The organism is Anaerobium acetethylicum (genome assembly GCF_900096945.1).
In the GTDB taxonomy this organism is placed as follows: Bacteria; Bacillota; Clostridia; order Lachnospirales; family Lachnospiraceae; genus Anaerobium; species Anaerobium acetethylicum.
In genome coordinates this window covers 583,219-602,146 of record NZ_FMKA01000001.1, presented here as the reverse complement: position 1 = coordinate 602,146, position 18,928 = coordinate 583,219, and the positions used below count along the sequence as shown (strand labels likewise).

Annotated in this window: 17 protein-coding genes and 1 other RNA gene; 17 read left to right on the top strand and 1 reads right to left on the bottom strand. The window is 43.9% G+C overall.

What is annotated here, in order from left to right:
• Positions 1-144 precede the first annotated feature (144 nt).
• From BJR36_RS02690 to hcp, 7 genes are all read left to right on the top strand, one after another.
• Entirely contained in the window at positions 145-1,566 is a 1,422-nt protein-coding gene (locus BJR36_RS02690) for an NCS2 family permease (RefSeq protein ID WP_091229680.1), read from the top strand.
• A gap of 313 nt (positions 1,567-1,879) precedes the next feature.
• Positions 1,880-2,449 (top strand): putative ABC transporter permease, encoded by a 570-nt coding sequence (locus tag BJR36_RS02685; protein ID WP_091229678.1) that lies wholly within the window; start codon positions 1,880-1,882, stop codon positions 2,447-2,449.
• Positions 2,449-2,832: a CoA-binding protein gene (locus BJR36_RS02680; protein WP_169823569.1), complete on the top strand. Its 384-nt coding sequence runs from the start codon at positions 2,449-2,451 to the stop codon at positions 2,830-2,832. The genes BJR36_RS02685 and BJR36_RS02680 overlap by 1 nt, the downstream gene beginning before the upstream one ends.
• A 47-nt stretch (positions 2,833-2,879) precedes the next feature.
• Positions 2,880-3,749: a metallophosphoesterase gene (locus BJR36_RS02675; RefSeq protein ID WP_091229672.1), complete on the top strand. Its 870-nt coding sequence runs from the start codon at positions 2,880-2,882 to the stop codon at positions 3,747-3,749.
• 70 nt (positions 3,750-3,819) lie between these two features.
• Entirely contained in the window at positions 3,820-4,569 is a 750-nt protein-coding gene (locus tag BJR36_RS02670) for a segregation and condensation protein A (RefSeq protein ID WP_091229671.1), read from the top strand.
• A 51-nt stretch (positions 4,570-4,620) separates the two neighbouring features.
• Entirely contained in the window at positions 4,621-5,190 is a 570-nt protein-coding gene (gene scpB / locus BJR36_RS02665) for an SMC-Scp complex subunit ScpB (protein WP_091229668.1), read from the top strand.
• A 246-nt stretch (positions 5,191-5,436) separates the two neighbouring features.
• Entirely contained in the window at positions 5,437-7,074 is a 1,638-nt protein-coding gene (gene hcp / locus BJR36_RS02660) for a hydroxylamine reductase (protein WP_091229665.1), read from the top strand.
• Between the two features lie 115 nt (positions 7,075-7,189).
• On the opposite strand, the gene BJR36_RS02655 is transcribed toward hcp, so the two are convergent.
• Positions 7,190-7,399, bottom strand: a complete 210-nt coding sequence (locus BJR36_RS02655; protein WP_091229663.1) for a DUF1858 domain-containing protein — start codon at positions 7,397-7,399, stop codon at positions 7,190-7,192.
• A gap of 184 nt (positions 7,400-7,583) precedes the next feature.
• Between BJR36_RS02655 and secG the strand changes: the two genes are divergently transcribed.
• The 10 genes from secG (at position 7,584) to BJR36_RS02605 (ending at position 18,880) form a co-directional block, all read left to right on the top strand.
• The gene (gene secG, locus BJR36_RS02650; RefSeq protein ID WP_091229660.1) at positions 7,584-7,820 is read left to right on the top strand and encodes a preprotein translocase subunit SecG; all 237 of its coding nucleotides are present in this window, start codon (positions 7,584-7,586) and stop codon (positions 7,818-7,820) included.
• A gap of 128 nt (positions 7,821-7,948) precedes the next feature.
• The gene (gene rnr / locus BJR36_RS02645; protein WP_091229659.1) at positions 7,949-10,147 is read left to right on the top strand and encodes a ribonuclease R; all 2,199 of its coding nucleotides are present in this window, start codon (positions 7,949-7,951) and stop codon (positions 10,145-10,147) included.
• Positions 10,095-10,562 carry an SsrA-binding protein SmpB gene (smpB, locus tag BJR36_RS02640; protein WP_091229657.1) on the top strand — a complete coding sequence of 156 codons (468 nt, stop codon included), beginning with the start codon at positions 10,095-10,097 and terminating at the stop codon, positions 10,560-10,562. Before rnr ends, smpB begins: the two co-directional genes overlap by 53 nt.
• Before the next feature lie 359 nt (positions 10,563-10,921).
• Positions 10,922-11,270: a transfer-messenger RNA gene (gene ssrA / locus BJR36_RS02635) on the top strand.
• Positions 11,271-12,397: 1,127 nt separating this feature from the next.
• Positions 12,398-12,790 (top strand): helix-turn-helix domain-containing protein, encoded by a 393-nt coding sequence (locus BJR36_RS02630; protein ID WP_091229654.1) that lies wholly within the window; start codon positions 12,398-12,400, stop codon positions 12,788-12,790.
• Between the two features lie 218 nt (positions 12,791-13,008).
• Entirely contained in the window at positions 13,009-13,911 is a 903-nt protein-coding gene (locus BJR36_RS02625; protein ID WP_091229652.1) for a LysR family transcriptional regulator, read from the top strand.
• Between the two features lie 212 nt (positions 13,912-14,123).
• Entirely contained in the window at positions 14,124-15,296 is a 1,173-nt protein-coding gene (locus BJR36_RS02620) for an iron-containing alcohol dehydrogenase (protein WP_091229649.1), read from the top strand.
• 30 nt (positions 15,297-15,326) lie between these two features.
• On the top strand, positions 15,327-16,316 hold the full coding sequence (locus BJR36_RS02615) for an aldo/keto reductase (protein WP_091229647.1): 990 nt from the start codon (positions 15,327-15,329) through the stop codon (positions 16,314-16,316).
• 382 nt (positions 16,317-16,698) lie between these two features.
• Positions 16,699-17,790: an alpha/beta hydrolase gene (locus BJR36_RS02610; protein ID WP_330387791.1), complete on the top strand. Its 1,092-nt coding sequence runs from the start codon at positions 16,699-16,701 to the stop codon at positions 17,788-17,790.
• Positions 17,791-17,806: 16 nt separating this feature from the next.
• A complete protein-coding gene (locus BJR36_RS02605) occupies positions 17,807-18,880 on the top strand; it encodes an alpha/beta hydrolase (protein ID WP_091229644.1) in 1,074 nt (357 codons plus the stop codon).
• The last annotated feature ends 48 nt before the right edge of the window (positions 18,881-18,928 follow it).

Sequence of the window (18,928 nt, the reverse complement as noted above, 5' to 3'; positions counted from 1 at the left end):
AGGAAAAAAAGTTTTTTAGACAGCAGTTGAAAAATGTCAACAAAAGGATTAAAATAATGCATGGATTGAAAAAGCAGACCTCGGTTTGCTTTTTCGGTTGTATTGGGACAGTATCTCAAAATAAAAGGAAAAGGAGTTTTTTTTATGGAGAAATTTTTTAAACTGAAAGAACACGGTACCAATGTCGGAACCGAAGTCGTTGCCGGAATCACCACGTTTTTCGCAATGGCTTACATTATTTTTGTAAACCCTCAGATGCTCGGCATTACAGGAATGCCTACAGGAGCCGTATTCCTGGCTACAATTTTCGCATCTGTTGCAGGCACCCTTGTTATGGGGCTTTTTGCAAACGTGCCATATGCACAGGCACCTGGAATGGGACTCAATGCATTTTTCACCTATACAGTATGTGGAGCCCTGGGCTTTTCCTGGCAGCAGGCGCTCGCTATGGTGTTCCTCTGCGGTATGATCAATGTTCTGATCACCATAACCAAAATACGTAAAATGATAATCAAGTCGATCCCTGAAAGCATCCAGCATGCCATCAGCGGCGGTATCGGCATATTCATAGCCTACATCGGAATCAAGAATGCGGGACTGCTTAGCTTTACATCCGATCCGGGAACTTATATGCAGTTTGGAGAAAATGGAACAGTTGTAGCAAGCAGCAGCGCTGTACCGGGCCTTGTAACGTTTAACAGTGCCGGCGTAATCCTTGCGCTTATCGGAATCGTAATTACGATTGCACTCCTGATCATGCAGGTCAAGGGAGCGATCATCATCGGCATCGTTGCCACAACCCTGGTTGGAATCCCGATGGGAATCGTTGATCTGGCAGCGGTTGGAACAACTACAGGCCTGGCAACATCCTTCGGTGAATTAAAGCAGACATTATTTGTTGCATTCGGAAGCAAGGGTCTCCTTTCCTTATTCAGCGACAGTGCCAAAATACCGCTTGTGCTTATGACGATTTTTGCATTCAGCCTTTCGGATACATTCGATACAATCGGAACCTTCATCGGAACCGGCCGCCGTGCGGGAATCTTCAGTGCGGAAGATGAGAATGCTCTCGAATCAGGTTCAGGCCTCAAATCAAAAATGGACAAGGCACTTTTTGCAGATTCAGTAGCGACCTCAGTTGGCGCAATATTCGGTACCTCGAATACCACCACCTATGTGGAAAGTGCAGCAGGAATCGGAGCCGGCGGCAGAACCGGGCTCACTTCAGTAGTAACAGCCGTGTTCTTCCTTTTGAGCATGTTCCTGGCGCCTATCATCGGTATCGTGCCTGCACAGGCTACAGCGCCTGCATTGATCGTAGTCGGCATCATGATGATGTCATCCTTTAAGGAAGTTGAATGGAACGATCTTGAAGAAGCGGTTCCAGCATTCTTCGCTTCGATTTTCATGGGACTCTGCTACAGCATCTCCTATGGAATCGCATTTGGATTCGCTGCGTACTGCCTCGTCAAAGTATGCAAGGGCAAGATAAAAGAAGTACATCCTGTCATATGGGTTGCAACAGGGCTGTTTATGTTGAATTTTGCAATCCTGGCAGTCCTTTAGGCTGAACCCTGACCTGCGCTGACAGGCAGGACAGCCGGCAGCAGTTAGCGGCAAATATAAAAATTGAAGAACATCCCTCTGCGGTCATCGTGGCCTGGAAGGGATGTTTTTTGTCTCATCAGACGAATTTTTTTATAAGAAAGAAAACATTTCGCCTGGATGCAGCGCGTTATTTTATTTTCAGGTGGAAAGAAAAACCATTTTATGATAAAATCATCTACTAGATATAGCTTTTCGGCCGTGCGGCGGAAGTTGCAATGACAAAAGCTATTGAACAGCCAAAACAGGATAGACGATGCGGGGAGGATATGATATGTGGAATTATCAGATTTTGGGAAACGAAATATATTATATAGTGCAGTGGTTTATTATTTACAGTATTCTTGGATGGGCGATTGAATCGGCATATATGTCGGTCTGCAGCAGGAAGCTGACAAACAGAGGATTCGTCAGGGGACCTTTCTGTCCGATCTATGGCGCAGGGGCGATTACGGTTTATTTTCTGCTCAGCCCGCTGGAAGGAAACTATATATTGCTGTATGCATGCGGAGCTATCATTGCCACGGCAATCGAATATCTGACCGCAAGGATCATGATCAGATTATTTGGAGAAGTATGGTGGGATTACAATGAGAAGCCCTTCAATTACAAGGGAATCCTGTGTCTTGAGAGCTCCATCGCCTGGGGGGTCTATACCCTGGTACTCTTTTTATTCCTTCAGGGCGCCGTAGAGAAGATTGCAACGGCTTATCCGAAAGGAGCAGGCATACTGTTTGCCCGTGCAGCAGTCATCTATTATTTAGTAGATTTCATTTTATGCGCGAAGAACGTTATATTTGCAGATACGGAAGAACGATCAGAAAGTTGCGAGGTGGATGGATAATGGCAGTAAAACTTGCGGAAAGCACAAAAAAGTGGGCAGTAATCGGAGTTACTACAGATCAGGATAAATACGGGTATAAGATATTCAAGAGGCTCAGGGATATTGGAGCCGAAGTCTACGGCATATCGCCAAAATACTGCGAGGCATGCGGATGCAGCCTTTATAACAATGTGTGTGATATTCCGGATGGCGTAGAGGTTGCAGTTTTTGTGGTAAATCCTAAGATCGGTCTGGGATATATCAAAGACTGTGCAGAAAAAAATATCAGGACCATATGGCTGCAGCCAGGGACAGTAAGTTTTGAGATTCTGCAGGAGGCAAAAAAATATGACCTCGATGTGGTGCAGAAGTGCGTGCTGGTTGAGACAAGCCATATGGTATAGATATAAGGTATAGATATAAGGTATAGATATAAGGGAAGGAAGACCAAATGCCAGAATATATAATCGCGGCCGCAGCTGTAATTGCAGCACTGATCATAGCGGACATACTCATAGAAACCAGAATTTTCAGGGTGAGGAAGTATACGGTACATGGATCCGAATTCAGCAAGAATGAAAAAGATGTGAAGATAATCGTGCTTGCAGATCTCCATAACCGATCCTATGGCAAGGGGAATGCAAGGCTCATAAAGGCCATAGACCGTGCAGAGCCTGATATCATCATAGCCGCAGGAGACCTTCTGGTGGCAAAGCCAGGACGGGAGTTCACGGTGCCGCTGGACCTTCTGGCAAATCTGTCTCAGAGATACCCGGTCTACTACGGAATAGGCAACCATGAATACAGGCTGCGCATATACCCGGAAAAATACGGGACCATGTACGAGGATTATATGGAGCGGATCAAGGCTATGGGAATCCATGTCCTGGAAAACAGGAGAGAGACCATCATGCTTGGAAATACGCCTGTTGATATCTGGGGGATTGAGATCGATAAAAAATACTATAAAAGGTTTCATGACGAGCCGATGGAGCAGGGATACATCGAAAGCCTTATTGGCCGTAAAGATGACAGATATACGATACTGATTGCGCATAATCCGTGCTACTTCAGGGAATATGCAGACTGGGGCGCCGATCTGGTATTTGCAGGCCATATCCACGGTGGAATAGCAAGGCTTCCTTTTATCGGAGGAGTGGCATCCCCGCAGGTCAGGCTGTTTCCTGAATATGACGGAGGCCTGTTTGAGAAGGATCGCCACAAAATGATCCTCAGCAGGGGGCTCGGGACGCATACCATCAACATCAGGTTCAACAATCCTGCGGAACTGGTTCTTGTGACTTTGAAGGGTAAGGCTTGAAATTAATTTGTTTTGTAGTAAAATAGTAATTGTTGAGACTGTCAAAACAGGCAAAGGAATGTAGAATAATATGGGAATACCTGTAAAGCTGCAGGCGTTTGAAGGACCTCTGGACCTTCTGCTGCATCTGATAGAGAAGAATAAAGTCAATATATACGATATACCGATTGTGGAGATTACGAAGCAGTATCTGGAATACATCCAGGATATCGAGCGTCAGGATCTTGACATCATGAGCGAATTCCTTGTGATGGCAGCGACGCTCATCGACATCAAATCCAGGATGCTTCTTCCGAGGGAAATCAACGAAGACGGAGAGGAAGAGGATCCGAGACAGGAGCTGATCGAACAGCTTCTTGAGTACAAGATGTACAAGTACATGTCATTTGAGCTGAAGGACAGGCTGGTTGATGCGGGGAAATCCATGTACAAGCAGTCCACAATCCCTGCCGAGGTCATGAACTACACGGAACCTGTAGACCTGGAAGCTCTTCTTGACGGCATTACCCTCACGAGGCTCCATGCAATCTTCAAGTCGATCATCAGGAAGCAGTCTGACAGGATCGATCCCGTAAGGAGCAAGTTCGGCAGGATTGAAAAAGAGGAAGTCAGCCTGACGGATAAAATCGGATACATTGAAGCCTATGCAAATGAGAATGGAGAATTCAGCTTCAGGCAGCTGCTGGAAAGACAGTGCGGAAAAATGGAGATCATCGTCACCTTCCTGGCGGTCCTTGAGCTGATGAAAATCGGAAAGATAAACATCTCACAGGAATATACCTTTGACGATATCCTTATAACCGCAGTGAAAGCGGCATAGAAGCGGGAAATCTTCAGGTCTGGCAATTTACTTGAAAAGCGAGGAAAACAATTGGAAATACAGAAACTGGAAGCCGTTATCGAAGCCGTGCTTTTTGCAATGGGAAATTCGGTGGAAATAGAGAAAATTGCAGCGGTGATCGAGCACGACATAGAAACGACGCGAAAGATCATACACAATATGATGGATAAATATAATGCCCAGGACAGAGGCATCAGGATCATAGAACTGGAAAATTCATTTCAGATGTGCACAAAGACTGAAATGTACGAATATATAATCAAAATCGCGAAGCAGCCCCATAAGCACGTGCTTACCGATGTACTGCTTGAGACGCTGTCAATCGTGGCCTACAAGCAGCCTATTACGAAGCTGGAGATAGAAAAGATCCGTGGCGTAAAATGCGACCATGCAGTCAACAAGCTGGTGGAGTACAACCTCATATGCGAAGTGGGAAGGCTCGACGCACCGGGAAGGCCGATCCTTTTTGCAACGACAGAGGAGTTCCTAAGGAGCTTCGGAGTCCAGTCAGTCGAGGAGCTTCCGATCATCCAGCAGGAGAAGGTGGAAGATTTCAAGGCTGAAGCAGAGGAAGAGATCCAGCTTAAACTTGATGTATAGAATGGCTTATAACAGATGCGGCAGATGCCGCATCTGTTTTTTTTGAACTGACAGGAGCGGAGTGCCAACAGAATATTTGCAAAATAGCAGTCGTTAATCTGCAAAAGCGATCATAATGAGGAAATGATGTAAAATATGTATGTTTCCAGCACATTCTCACAAAATGTTGCCATAGCTACAAATGGGTGCCGCAAAATATACTATACTTAACTCATCAACCAAGCGAGAGCGAAAAGGAGAATGATCATGGAAAATACAATGTTTTGTTATCAGTGTCAGGAGACAGCAGGATGCACAGGATGCACAAAAGCAGGCGTGTGCGGAAAATCACCAGAACTTGCGAGAGTACAGGATTTATTAATTTATGTTACGAAAGGTCTGAGCGCGGTCACCACAGCACTCAGGGATCAGGGAGAAACAGTTTCACCTGAGACGGACCATTATATTACGACAAACCTCTTCACAACAATCACGAATGCAAACTTCGATGATGAAATTTTTTATGCAAGGGTAGCGGAGACGCTTAAAATCAAAAACGACCTCGTTGCCGGAATCAAAGATACTTCAAAACTCAGTGCAGCGGCATTGTGGAGCTCTGACGACAGGGCAGAAATGGACAGGAAAGCTGCAGTCGTGGGCGTTCTTGCAACAGAAAACGAAGACGTCAGAAGCTTAAGGGAACTTATCATTTACGGGCTGAAAGGCCTTGCTGCTTATGTAAAGCATGCAAATGAACTTGGACGCGACAATGCAGAAATCAATGCATTTGTTCAGAAGGCACTGGCGGCGACTCTGGATGACAGCTTAAGCGCAGACGAGCTTGTTGCCCTGACACTTGAAACAGGCAAGTTCGGCGTTTCAGGAATGGCTCTTTTAGACGAGGCAAATACAGGAACTTACGGAAATCCGGAAATCACGAAAGTAAACATCGGTACTGGGAAAAACCCTGGAATCCTGATTTCAGGACATGACCTGAAGGATCTGGAACAGCTTCTGGAACAGACCCAGGGAACAGGCGTGGACGTATATACCCATTCAGAAATGCTTCCGGCACATTACTACCCTGCATTCAAGAAATTCAGCAATTTCTTCGGAAACTATGGAAATGCATGGTGGAAGCAGAAAGAAGAGTTTGAAAGTTTCAACGGACCGATCCTCATGACCACGAACTGCATCGTGCCTCCGAAGGATTCCTACAAGGGAAGAATGTTCACCACAGGTGCTGCAGGATTTGCAGGATGCGCCCATATTGAAAAGGATGCAGAAGGAAAGAAGGATTTCTCGGCAATCATTGATATGGCTAAAAAATGCGAACCTCCTGTACAGATCGAAGAAGGCGAAATCATCGGCGGATTTGCACACAACCAGGTATTCGAGCTTGCAGGCCCTGTAGTTGAAGCCGTAAAATCAGGCGCAATCAAGAAGTTCTTCGTAATGGCAGGATGTGACGGACGCCAGAAATCAAGAAACTACTACACTGACTTCGCAGCTGCACTTCCAAAAGATACGGTGATCCTTACTGCCGGCTGTGCAAAATACAAATACAATAAGCTTGACCTTGGCGACATCGGCGGAATCCCGAGAGTGCTTGATGCAGGACAGTGCAACGATTCCTACTCCCTTGCCCTGATCGCGCTGAAGCTGAAAGAGGTGTTCGGTCTTGACGACATCAACGAACTTCCGATCGCTTATAACATCGCATGGTATGAGCAGAAGGCCGTTATCGTACTTCTCGCGCTCTTGCACTTAGGAGTGAAGAACATCCATTTAGGACCAACACTTCCGGCATTCCTTTCACCGAACGTGGCCAAAGTGTTAGTTGATACCTTTGGAATCGCAGGAATCGGAACAGTGGAAGATGACATCAGATTATTTTTAAACTAGAGACAGAGACAGAGTCCCTTCCTGAGGATGTGGAAGACTGAGCAGGCGTAAAACGCCGCAAAAAAAGCTCCCGTGAATGGCAATAAACCATGACGGGAGCTTTTTTGAATTTCAATTAGTCTTCTAAAGTTGCAAGATAGTTGTTTAATTCTGTAATCAGATCATCAGCGCTGATTCCGTGAACCATGCATGCGTCCGCTAAAGATTCCATCTGGGATGATGGGCATCCAAGGCAGTGCATTCCGGACTGGAGCAGAATAGGAATAACACCCTGATCTATTCTTAAAATATCGCCGATAATCATTGTTTTATCTACCTGTTTCATTTGAATTCCTCCTTAAGGTTTAGATATACATATCTTTTATATTATAAATCCACCTATTCCCAAATTGCAAGAACATAATGGAATGTTCTGAAAAAAGATAGTTGGGGATAATTGCAAAAAGATGTTGAAAACCTTGGCGGTATATGTTAAACTTAATATTGTTTAACTACGGGAGGTGCTAACAGTGGATATTTTAAGAATCATACTTACAGTTGTTTTTATTTTAGTTTGTATCGCTTTAACAGTAATCGTTTTAATGCAGGAAGGTAAGTCGGCAGGACTCGGCGCGATCAGCGGAGCTGCAGAATCTTATTGGGGAAAGAACAAGGGTCGTTCAATGGAAGGTGCTCTTGCAAAATCTACAAAGTTTCTTGCAATTGCTTTTATCGTTTTAGCTGCAATTTTAAACATTAATTTTTAAGATTATGAACACTCTTGTTAAAAGAGTGTTTTTTTTTCTCAAAATTGAGTATAATTATTTCATAATGGTAATAGATTCAATAGATAAACGGTCTCCGTCCAAAATACGGAGAAAAGGGAGTGTGTGGAATGATAGAAGATTTATTTGAAGGCAGAAAGAAAGTAATATATGACATAATTTGCGATGAAGCATACGTTCCTATGAAAATCAAGGAGATTGCCATGCTGCTGCAGATTCCGAAAGAGGACAGGAATGATCTGAGGCTTGTCCTGGATGCCCTGCTTGCAGAAGGCAAAATAGAGGTATCAAAAAAAGGGAAATTCACCAAAGCAGAGGGCGTTGTACTTTCAGGCGTTTATGAAGGCCATCCCAAGGGATTCGGTTTTGTGACCATTGAAGGAATGGATGAGGACGTCTTCATTCCTGAATCCGCATCTAACGGCGCACTTCACAAGGATACGGTGCAGGTGGCGATCACTCCGGCGAAGGGCGGCAAGCGGCAGGAAGGCACTGTTGTGAAGATCCTTTCCCATGGAATGAACGAGGTTGTGGGGACATTCCAGAGAAATAAGAATTTCGGTTTTGTCGTAACGGACAACCTGAAATTTGCCAGGGACATATTTGTCCCCCTTGAGCGCTCTAAAGGTGCCGTAACGGGACACAAGGTGGTCGTGGAGATCACAGACTTCGGAAGCAGTACCAAGAAGCCTGAGGGCAAGGTCAGGGAGATCATAGGGCATATCAACGATCCGGGGACAGACATCATGTCCATAGTCCGCGGTTATGAGCTGCCGACTGAATTCCCTGAGAAGGTCATGAACCAGGCTGAGAACGCCCCGGGCGAGGTCAGCACCGCAGATATGGCCGGCAGGATGGATATCAGGGACTGGCCTACCGTCACGATCGACGGCGAGGATGCAAAGGATCTGGATGATGCCATTACGATTTCAAAGGAAAACAACACCTACACCCTGGGCGTCCATATAGCAGACGTGACAAACTATGTGCAGGAAAAAAGCGCCCTTGATGTGGAAGCTCTCAACAGGGGGACAAGCGTCTATCTGGTGGACAGGGTCATCCCAATGCTCCCACATACGCTGTCGAACGGAATCTGTTCCCTCAACCAGGGCGTAGACCGGCTTGCACTCAGCTGCATCATGACGATAGATGAAAAAGGCACAGTGACGGGCCACAAGATAGCCGAGACTGTCATAAACGTGGACCGGAGGATGACATATACCAGCGTCAAAAAGATAGTGGAAGACAGGGACAGCGAAGAGCTGCAGGAATATGAACCCCTGGTTCCCATGTTCGATCTTATGGAGGAGCTGGCCAGGATTCTCAGGGAAAAGAGACGCAAGAGAGGATCCATCGATTTTGATTTCCCGGAAAGCAAAATCGTACTGGATGCGGAAGGCCGTCCGATCGAAGTAAAGGCCTATGAGAGAAATTCGGCTACAAAGATCATAGAGGATTTCATGCTGATCGCCAATGAGACCGTAGCCCAGGATTTCTTCTGGCAGGAGATGCCTTTCGTCTACAGGACCCACGACAATCCTGATCCAGAGAGGATACAGCAGCTGGGCATGTTCATCAACAACTTCGGCTACTCCATAAAAATCACAAAGGACGAGATCCATCCGAAGGAGCTTCAGAAGCTGCTGGTTCAGATTGAAGATACGCCGGAAGAGCCGCTGATCAGCAGGCTGACCCTGAGATCAATGAAACAGGCAAAATATACAACGGTCAGCACAGGACATTTCGGCCTGGCAACCAAATATTACTGCCATTTCACGTCCCCGATCAGAAGGTATCCGGATCTGCAGATCCACAGGATCATAAAGGAGACCCTCCGCGGAAAAATGAGCGAAAAGCGCCTGCAGCATTATGAGGCCATACTGCCGGAAGTCGCAAAGCATGCCAGCGAGACCGAGAGAAGGGCTGAAGAAGCTGAGCGCGAGACAAACAAGCTCAAGAAAGTGGAGTTTATGGAAACCCATATTGGGGAAGTGTTCGAAGGAGTCATATCAGGAATCACAAACTGGGGAATCTACGTGGAACTTCCGAATACAATTGAAGGCATGGTCCACGTCACATCTCTCAGGGACGACTATTACAACTACGACGAGAAGTCCTATGAAATGGTCGGGGAACGCAATCACAAATCATATAAACTTGGACAGAAAGTAAAAATAGAAGTCACCGGAGCCGACAAGCTGCAGCGCACAATTGATTTTGAAATGGCCCGGGAAGAAGGGGAAGAAGAGGATAACAGTGGCAAAAGAAAGCATAAAACTAATCGCAAACAACAAAAAGGCAAGATTTGATTACTTTATAGAAGACACCTTTGAAGCGGGCATCGTGCTTCATGGAACAGAAGTAAAATCCCTCAGAATGGGAAAATGCAGCATCAAGGAGTCCTTCATCCGCGTGGAAAATGGGGAGCTGTACATCTACAACATGCACATCAGCCCCTACGAAAAAGGAAATATCTTCAACAAGGATCCGCTGAGGGTCAGGAAGCTCCTCCTGCACAAATACGAAATCAACAAGATAGCAGGGCAGATGGCGGCCAAGGGGTACACCATCGTGCCTCTGCAGGTTTACCTGAAAGGAAGCCTGATCAAGCTGGAGATAGGCCTTGCACGAGGCAAGAAGCTCTATGACAAGCGCCAGGACATCGCGAAGAAAGATCAGCGAAGGGAAGCTGAGAAAGACTTTAAGGTGAAAAACCTGTACTAGATGATGGGCTGGGGGAGTTCGGGAGGTAATGCGGAAGGCCCATGCGGAATGGCATCCCGGCAGTTCCTGATCGTGCTGAAACATATGCCAGGCAGGCTGTGATAAAAATACAGCCTGCCTGAATGAATGGGGAAGCATGGCGGATCAGACAGGCTGTATGAGGCTTGCGAGGCTTGCAGAGCCTTCCGGTGAACAGCGCAAAACTGGCTTCGTAACTGGCTTTGTAACGAACTTGAAAAATGGCTTGAAAAAAGGCTTGAAAAATAAAAGAAAATGGGTATGCCTGCCATTGCAATGCGTCAGTATTTAGTATATAATATGTCTATACGCGTCTGTATACCACTCAACCGAACATGTTCGGGGTTGTACTGGTTTCGACGGGGGTTTTGAAATTAAAGTAGCCACTCGCGGTCTGGGTCCGCGTCACCAATCCGGAAAATAAACATAAACGCAGACGAAAATTTAGCGTACGCTGCCTAGCGGCAGCTGTCGAACTTAAACCACTCACAGTTTAAGAGCTCGGCATCAAATGATGTGAGGCACTTCGTTTCCAAAGCTTTGAGGGAATGGAAGAATTCATGAAGCTACTAAAACTTAAAGCCTGTCATTAGGCGGTAAGCAGAGGGAATGTTAAAATAATGACTGTAGTGGGAGAAGTTTTAATGGATGGGCTTTCGGACAGGGGTTCGATTCCCCTCAGCTCCATATTTTTACAACTGAAAATATGACATTTAGAAGTGCCGTAAACCTAAGTAAATCAAGGGTTTGCGGCACTTTTGCGTTTGTATTTTCTTGATACGGAAAAATGAATATTTAGGTGTATTTACCGTTTCAAACCGTTAAAAACTGCTAGAAATCGTCCTGTTCTGGGTACTGTTTGGGTATGAATCTGGGTATGGATTAATAAAAAAAACATTGAAAATGCCAGCAAAATAGCCTGTTTGAGCAACATCAAGAAATAAGAACATAATAATTTTATTTTTATGCATATTATTGGAGGTGTTCTCAAAAATATAAGTTGAAAAACCATACCAGCATTTAGCCTGTTTGCCAGAGTATTTCTTATTTTTGCAAGAGCAGGAGTACCAGAATAAAAGATGTAGATAGGAACCGCTGCGATGAATGAAAAGCTGCCGAAAGGGCAGCTTTTCTCGTTGGGGGAAATTAACCCCATTTTAATGTTTAGATTAAGGTATTACTTTTTCATACCATCTGTATCATATGGTATGAAAAAGTAATACCGTGAAGGACAGGAAAACGCGATTTTGAAAACAGAAGAAACAGATCGTGCAGCCAGAAGACCACGTGGTATGAAGAGTTAATGTCAGAGGACCGATTTGGTATGAAAAATTGATACCACGGAGCAAATCTGGCATGAAAAGCAGCAGGATGGTGCGGAAGAAGGGGTATTAGGGGTCTCCCCTAACCGGTGGCAGATGTATATACATTCTGCGTATCTGGCAAGGGCTATTTTGGACAATTTCATAAAAGGTTTAAAAGAAATAATTCAACAGAAATAATTCAACAGATAAAAAGAAAGCAGGATGGTGCTTCGATAAATGACATGGCAACATATCGCCCTGGGTTACCGCGAAGAAGATACAGTGGCGATAGGAAACCGGGAAAATAATGTGTTGAAATAGAGTAACTGTTCAGGACTACGTCCTTCATAGTCGCAGATGATGCACACAAATTGCAAAATCAGCAATTTGGCGCACGCATGTCTCGGGTTTTTATGCAAATTCCGCATAAAAACACCTTGCGAGACAAGAGTTCTGAACAGTTAAGAAATAGAACCATTACTGATCTTGCTTATGAAAAGGGGGAATAGTTTTATGGCAGTTATCAGAGTTAAAAAAATAAAAAATTTTACGGTGATGGCAAACCAGCATTTAAGGAATAGAAATCTGTCGCTTAAGGCGAAAGGACTCCTTTCTCTTATGCTGAGCCTGCCGGACGATTGGGATTATTCTATAAGAGGCTTGGCGGCCATTTGCAAAGAGGGAGTTGATGGGATTCGTACAACTTTGGGTGAATTGGAGAAGCAGGGGTATCTGATTCGAGAGCAGAAGAGAAACGGCAATGGTCAGCTAGCTATAGCAGAATATACAATCTTAGAGATTCCGGGTTTATCGGGCGAGGAACAGTTAGAATTGGAAGACCCTGAACGGGAAAAGCATGAACAGGAACAGCCGGAACAGGAAAAGCCGATACCGGGAAAACCGTGATTGGATAATCCAATACAAATAAGTACTTAAGTAATTAAGTACTAAAGAAATAAATACAGATTTAAATAAATATCAATCAATCAGGAGATTTGCATTTTACTCTTAGAAAGAAAAACTCTATTGCATTGAAGCATACAGCAGATGATATTCCTATTTAATTGGAGTATAATGGTATTTAGCGAAATTCATTATTAATACATAGAGAATGGAGGTGCCATATGTACAATAGGCAATTAGATACGTTTATCGAGGTGGTACATGCAGGGAGTTTTTCAAAAGCTGCTCAAAATTTATATATTTCACCTACAGCTGTAATTAAACAGATTAATCTTTTGGAATCGGGTCTGGAATTACAGCTGTTTATCCGAACACACAGAGGACTTATCCTGACTGAAGCAGGAAAATCACTTTATCAGGATGCGAAATATATGATTCAATATTCGAAAGATTCATTGGTACGCGCAAGAAATGCTATGGATCAAAGTGAAAATGTTATCCGTATTGGCACATCGCTCATGACGCCCAGCCAATTTTTAATAGGACTCTGGCCAAAAATCCACGAAAAATATCTGGATTTGAAATTTCAGCTGGTTCCATTTGAAAATACGCCAGAAAATGCAAGAGAAATACTTAAAAATCTTGGGCAGAATATTGACATAGTAGCAGGCGTGTTTGAAAAGGATTTTTTAAAACAGAGAGAATGTGCTGCGTTGGAACTCTCCAGGGAACCGATTCGTTGTGCAGTATCGATTCATCATAGATTGGCGGATAAAGAAAAGTTAGAAATGAGTGATTTGTTTGGTGAAAATCTGATGCTTATCCGTCGAGGGTGGAACAGCTATGTTGATTTGTTGCGGGATGATATCTGGGAACATTATCCCCAAATTCATGTGATAGATTTTAATTTTTATGATATGAATGTATTTAATCAATGCGAGAGGGATAATTATATTCTGATGGCAATTGGCAATTGGGAAAATGTACATCCATTACTGAAAATACTACCAGTGGAATGGGAGTACAAAATACCATTTGGCCTACTGCATTCACCAAATCCATCCAGACAGGTTCAGTTATTTTTAAATGCTGTCGCCCAGGTGATGGGACTGGAAAATAAGTAAGACACAATATTTCTTCCACAGAGTATAAGCTCTGTGGATTTTTTTGGGTTATAAGCAATAGGTTTATACTGAAAAACAAATTGAAACTTCTCTTGATGAATTAGTCAACTTATAATGATTCATAGGGTTTTATGAAAACTGTATAATTTTTTTCTGAAAATAAAATAAGAATAACAGGCAATAGGAGAATGCAATTATGGGAGGTGTTGTAAATGAATAATTTTATTTTTGAGAATGCAACAAAAGCGTATTTTGGAAAAGGCTGTGTGAAAGAATATCTGGCAAGTGAAGTTAATAAGTATGGGAATAATGTCATGATTGCATATGGTAGAGGCTCCATTAAGAAAAATGGAATTTATGATGAAGTGATAGGGATATTAACAGACGAAGGAAAAAATGTGATTGAATTCACTGGAATCATGCCAAATCCAACTTATGAAAAAGTCTTGGAAGGTGCTGCTTTGGCTATAGATAATCATGTGGATGTAATCATTGGGATCGGTGGCGGATCGGTAATGGATTGCTGTAAGGCAGTATCCCTTGCGGCTGTTTCAAAAGAAGATATCTGGGACAGCTTTTGGGCAAAAAAGGGAGTCATTGATTTTGAACCATTGCCTCTTGGAGTCATCGTTACCGTTGCTGGAACGGGAAGTGAAATGAATGGCGGTGCAGTCATTACAAATGAAAAACTGAAAATAAAGACTGGCAGGGATTACCCGAAATGCAACCCAAAATTCGCCCTGCTGGATCCGGAATACACCTATAGTGTTCCGAAAAGTCAGATGATATCGGGTGGATTTGATATTTTAAGCCATATCATGGAAATCTATTTTAGTGAACCGAATGAGGATAATGTATCCGATGACATTTCAGAAGCGCTTATGAAAAGCGTAATCCGTAATTTACGTGCTTCAATAGAAAATCCAAATGATTATGTATCAAGAAGCAATCTTTTGTGGGCTTCTACCATGGCTGAAAACAGAATTATAAAATTAGGAAAGAAAATGGATTTTGAAGCCCACCAGATCGAACATCAGCTTGGCGCTTTTACGGACTGTAATCACGGACAGGGACTGGCAGTCATCAGTCCGGTATATTATCGGCATATTTACATGTATGGTCTTCCAAAGTTCGTTCGCTTTGCGAAAAATGTATGGGATATTAATGTGGAAGGAAAGACAGAAGATAAACTTGCGAGAGAGGGGGTTGAGGCTTTGGCTGATTTTATTAAGGAAATCGGTCTGCCTACAACACTTAAAGGACTTGGAATTATGGATAAAGAAATCCTAAAACCGGTTGCAAAGTCCTGTAACATTTCAATGGGGAGCTATAAAAAAATGACACATGAGGAAATCCTTCAGATTTTAGAGGAATGTTTTGAATAACGAAAAAGTAGTAAGATTAGGAGGCCGGATATGAGAAAAAGAAAATTAGGTAACAATGGATTAGAAGTATCTGCTATTGGATTAGGCTGCATGGGAATGAGTTATGGTTATGGTACTATTCCTGATAAAAAAGAAATGATTTTATTGATACAGAAGGCTTATGATTTAGGTATCACACTATTTGATACAGCTGAAGTCTATGGCCCATTTGCAAATGAAGAATTGCTCGGAGAGGCAGTTAGACAATTTAGAAATCAGGTTGTGATCAGTACAAAATGTGGAATTAAGATAGCAGATGGAAAGCAGGTGCTTGATGGAAGGCCGGAAGTGATCAGAAAATCCATAGAAGGTTCGTTGAAAAGATTGCAGACAGATTTTGTGGATTTATATTATCTGCATCGTGTAGATACCTCTGTTCCGATTGAAGAAGTGGCTGGAACAATGAAAGAACTGATGGAGGAAGGAAAAATCAGAAACTGGGGGCTTTCAGAAGCGGGTGTAGAGACGATTAAAAAGGCACATGCTGTGTGCCCGCTGTCAGCAGTGGAAAGTGAATATTCCATGATGTGGAGACAGCCAGAAGAGGTTCTTTTTCCTGTCTTAGAAGAAGACGGAATAGGCTTTATGCCATTTGCACCGCTTGGGAAAGGATTTCTGACAGGAGCATTTGATAAGAATACTAAATTTGCAGAGTCCGATTTCAGAAGCAAGGTTCCAAGATTTTCATCGGAAAGCATGGATGCGAATCAGGTACTTGTAAATCTGATTCGTGATATTGCAGTAAATAAAGAAGCAACACCTGCACAGATTTCATTAGCATGGGTTCTTGCGCAAAAACCATGGATTGTACCGATACCGGGGACAACTAAAAGCTTTCGTCTGGTAGAAAATGCAGGAGCAGTCGATGTTGAATTTACGGAAGAAGAACTGGTTCGATTAAACGGTGCATTATCAAACATAAAAGTTATTGGTGAACGATATCCAATTGGTTCAGATATGGAAAAAAGAGCAGGGAAATAGAAAAACTGCTGGGGAAATTAAGTAAATGTTAAAAAGCAGGCGAAATATCATCACCTGCTTTTCTGCTCATATAATAACTATCATATAATGTTGGGGTCAAAAGGTATTTTACCCCCTCATACCTGCGGATTGTTACGCACTTTGTGCTCCCACAATCCTAAAAACATTCGAAATCCGCCCTGTTCGGGCTGCTTTCTCATGTTTTGCGGGTCCCCAAGCCATGTTTTTTCATGGAAGCATGAAACACATGACCTTTTGACCCTGGTATCATCATATAAATCTACTTATTTTCTCACAATCTTCTCACAATTTAGTATTAAGCTAAGTTAGCAAATTTAGTGAGGGGGTGAGCTGTTCGGAGAACACGGAAGGAGGCAGCAGTATGCATGATAGGAAGTGCAGAAGGGTTCTTTTTATTTTTTTGATGTCCATTGCCCTGCTTGCAGGATGCGCCAGAAACACGGCGGATGAGAAGGTTTCTTCACCAGGAGGAGACAGTGAAACTATTGAAGAAGGATATGATGAATTGAAAGAAAACAATTCCGAAACAACAGCGGATTCCGTTATATCCACAGATGCAGCAGGGGATAACACAGAGTTTAAATACACTGTGGACACAAAAGTATGGGATGTCATGGATGATCCTGCCTTTGAAGGCTATGGGAGGCTGATTTTCCCTGCCGACAAGACGATTGACAAGGGTATAACTCTGAATGAAGTCGATAGAATCTTGACCTGGTACAACTATGTGAAGCCAGAGCGGACAGTCGAAATCGTAAATTATATGAAAACCAGAGCGGATTCCGGGGAACAGATTTTTTACGACATCTATACGGAGGAAGAGAAAGCCGCTGATCCCGCTAAGGAAAATACCGGACTTTTCTTTTTTCGGGGAAATCCGGGTGAGAAATTTGCCATTGTGAATGCCGGTGGCGGTTTTGCATATGTAGGAGCAATGCATGACAGCTTTCCGCACGCATTGGAATTATCAAAAAAGGGATATCATGCATTCGCACTGATTTACCGGCCGGGAGCTGAGACTGCCTGCGAGGATCTTGCAAGAGCGATTGCTTTCATCCACGAACATGCGGATGAACTTGAGGTCGACACGGCGGATTATTCCCTGTGGGGAGGATCAGCAGGTGCGAGGATGGCAGCCTGGCTTGGAGCATTCGGAACCGCAGCCTTTGGAGAAGCGGAGTACCCGGGACCCGGAGCGGTCATCATGCAATATACGGGACTTTCCGAGGTCTACGGAAATGAGCCGCCGACCTATGCATGTGTGGGTACCAGCGATGGCATTGCAAGCTTTCGAACAATGGAAAGTCATATAAATCAGATCAAGGCAAATGGAACAGATGCGGAGATTGAGATTTTCGACGGTTTGCCCCACGGATTCGGGCTTGGCGAAGGGACGGTTGCAGAAGGATGGATAGATCATGCGGTCAGATTCTGGGAAAACCAGATGGACTGAGGAGGAGGAATGGAGAATGCGGACAAAAAGGGTACTTAGAATTATAGCAGTGTCGCTGTTTCTTGTTGGTCTGCTAGGGGCATGCAGCGGCCAGAAATCATCAGATGTTACTTCGGTCTCTGACGCACAGGATGATGCAGGCAGTGAGACCGGACTGGAAGAAACTGGGCAGGTGATAGATGCTGGAAGGAACACGGGAAGTGGTGGTGAGCGTCCAGTTCCTGCGGAACTTAAGACTATTCCGGAGGAGTATTACCAGGCTGCAGATCAGCAGGGGACCCTGGTGGAGCTAACCTACAATACCTATGAATCGAAAACATATGAACAAAAAAGTAAGAAGCTTACAAAACGGGCAATCGTATACCTGCCATACGGATACTCGGAAGATAAAAAGTACAACGTTTTCTATCTGATGCATGGCGGCTGGGGTAATGAAACAACAACTCTTGGCACACTGGAAAATCCGAATTCCTTTAAGAATGTCATTGATCACGCAATAGAGAATGGAGAGGCAGAGCCGCTTATCATTGTATGTCCTACTTACAATAATGAAAGCCCGAGGGACAGTGCAGACTACACGCTGGCATTTTATACGCTGACTGTCAATTATCACAATGAACTGGTAAATGACTTGATTCCTGCTGTGGAAGGAGCCTATTCGACCTATGCGGCGAGCACATCGCCGGAGGATATTCAGAATTCCAGAGACCACCGCGCATTTGGTGGATTTTCTATGGGATCTGTTACCACATGGTATACCTTTGTGAATTGTCTGGATGAATTCCGATATTTCCTGCCCATGAGCGGCGCCATGGATTATGAGGGCGATGATGTGGATGCGGCAGTCACCGCTTCTGGTCACAGCCCAGTCGATTTCTTCATCTATGCGATTACAGGAACGGATGATTTTGAATGTGGACATTTCACAAGACAGCTTGAAGGAATGCTTGGTATGTCAAGCGGGAATTTCATTTCGACCGACAGTGAGGAATCTGGAAATGTCGCATTTCGTATTAAGGACGGATATTCGCACGACGGTCGCGCGGCGATGGAATACACCTATAATGGCCTTTTGTGGTTTTGGAATTAAGGAGATACGCCAAATTGTGATTTTTGCAATTTGTGTGCACATCGATGA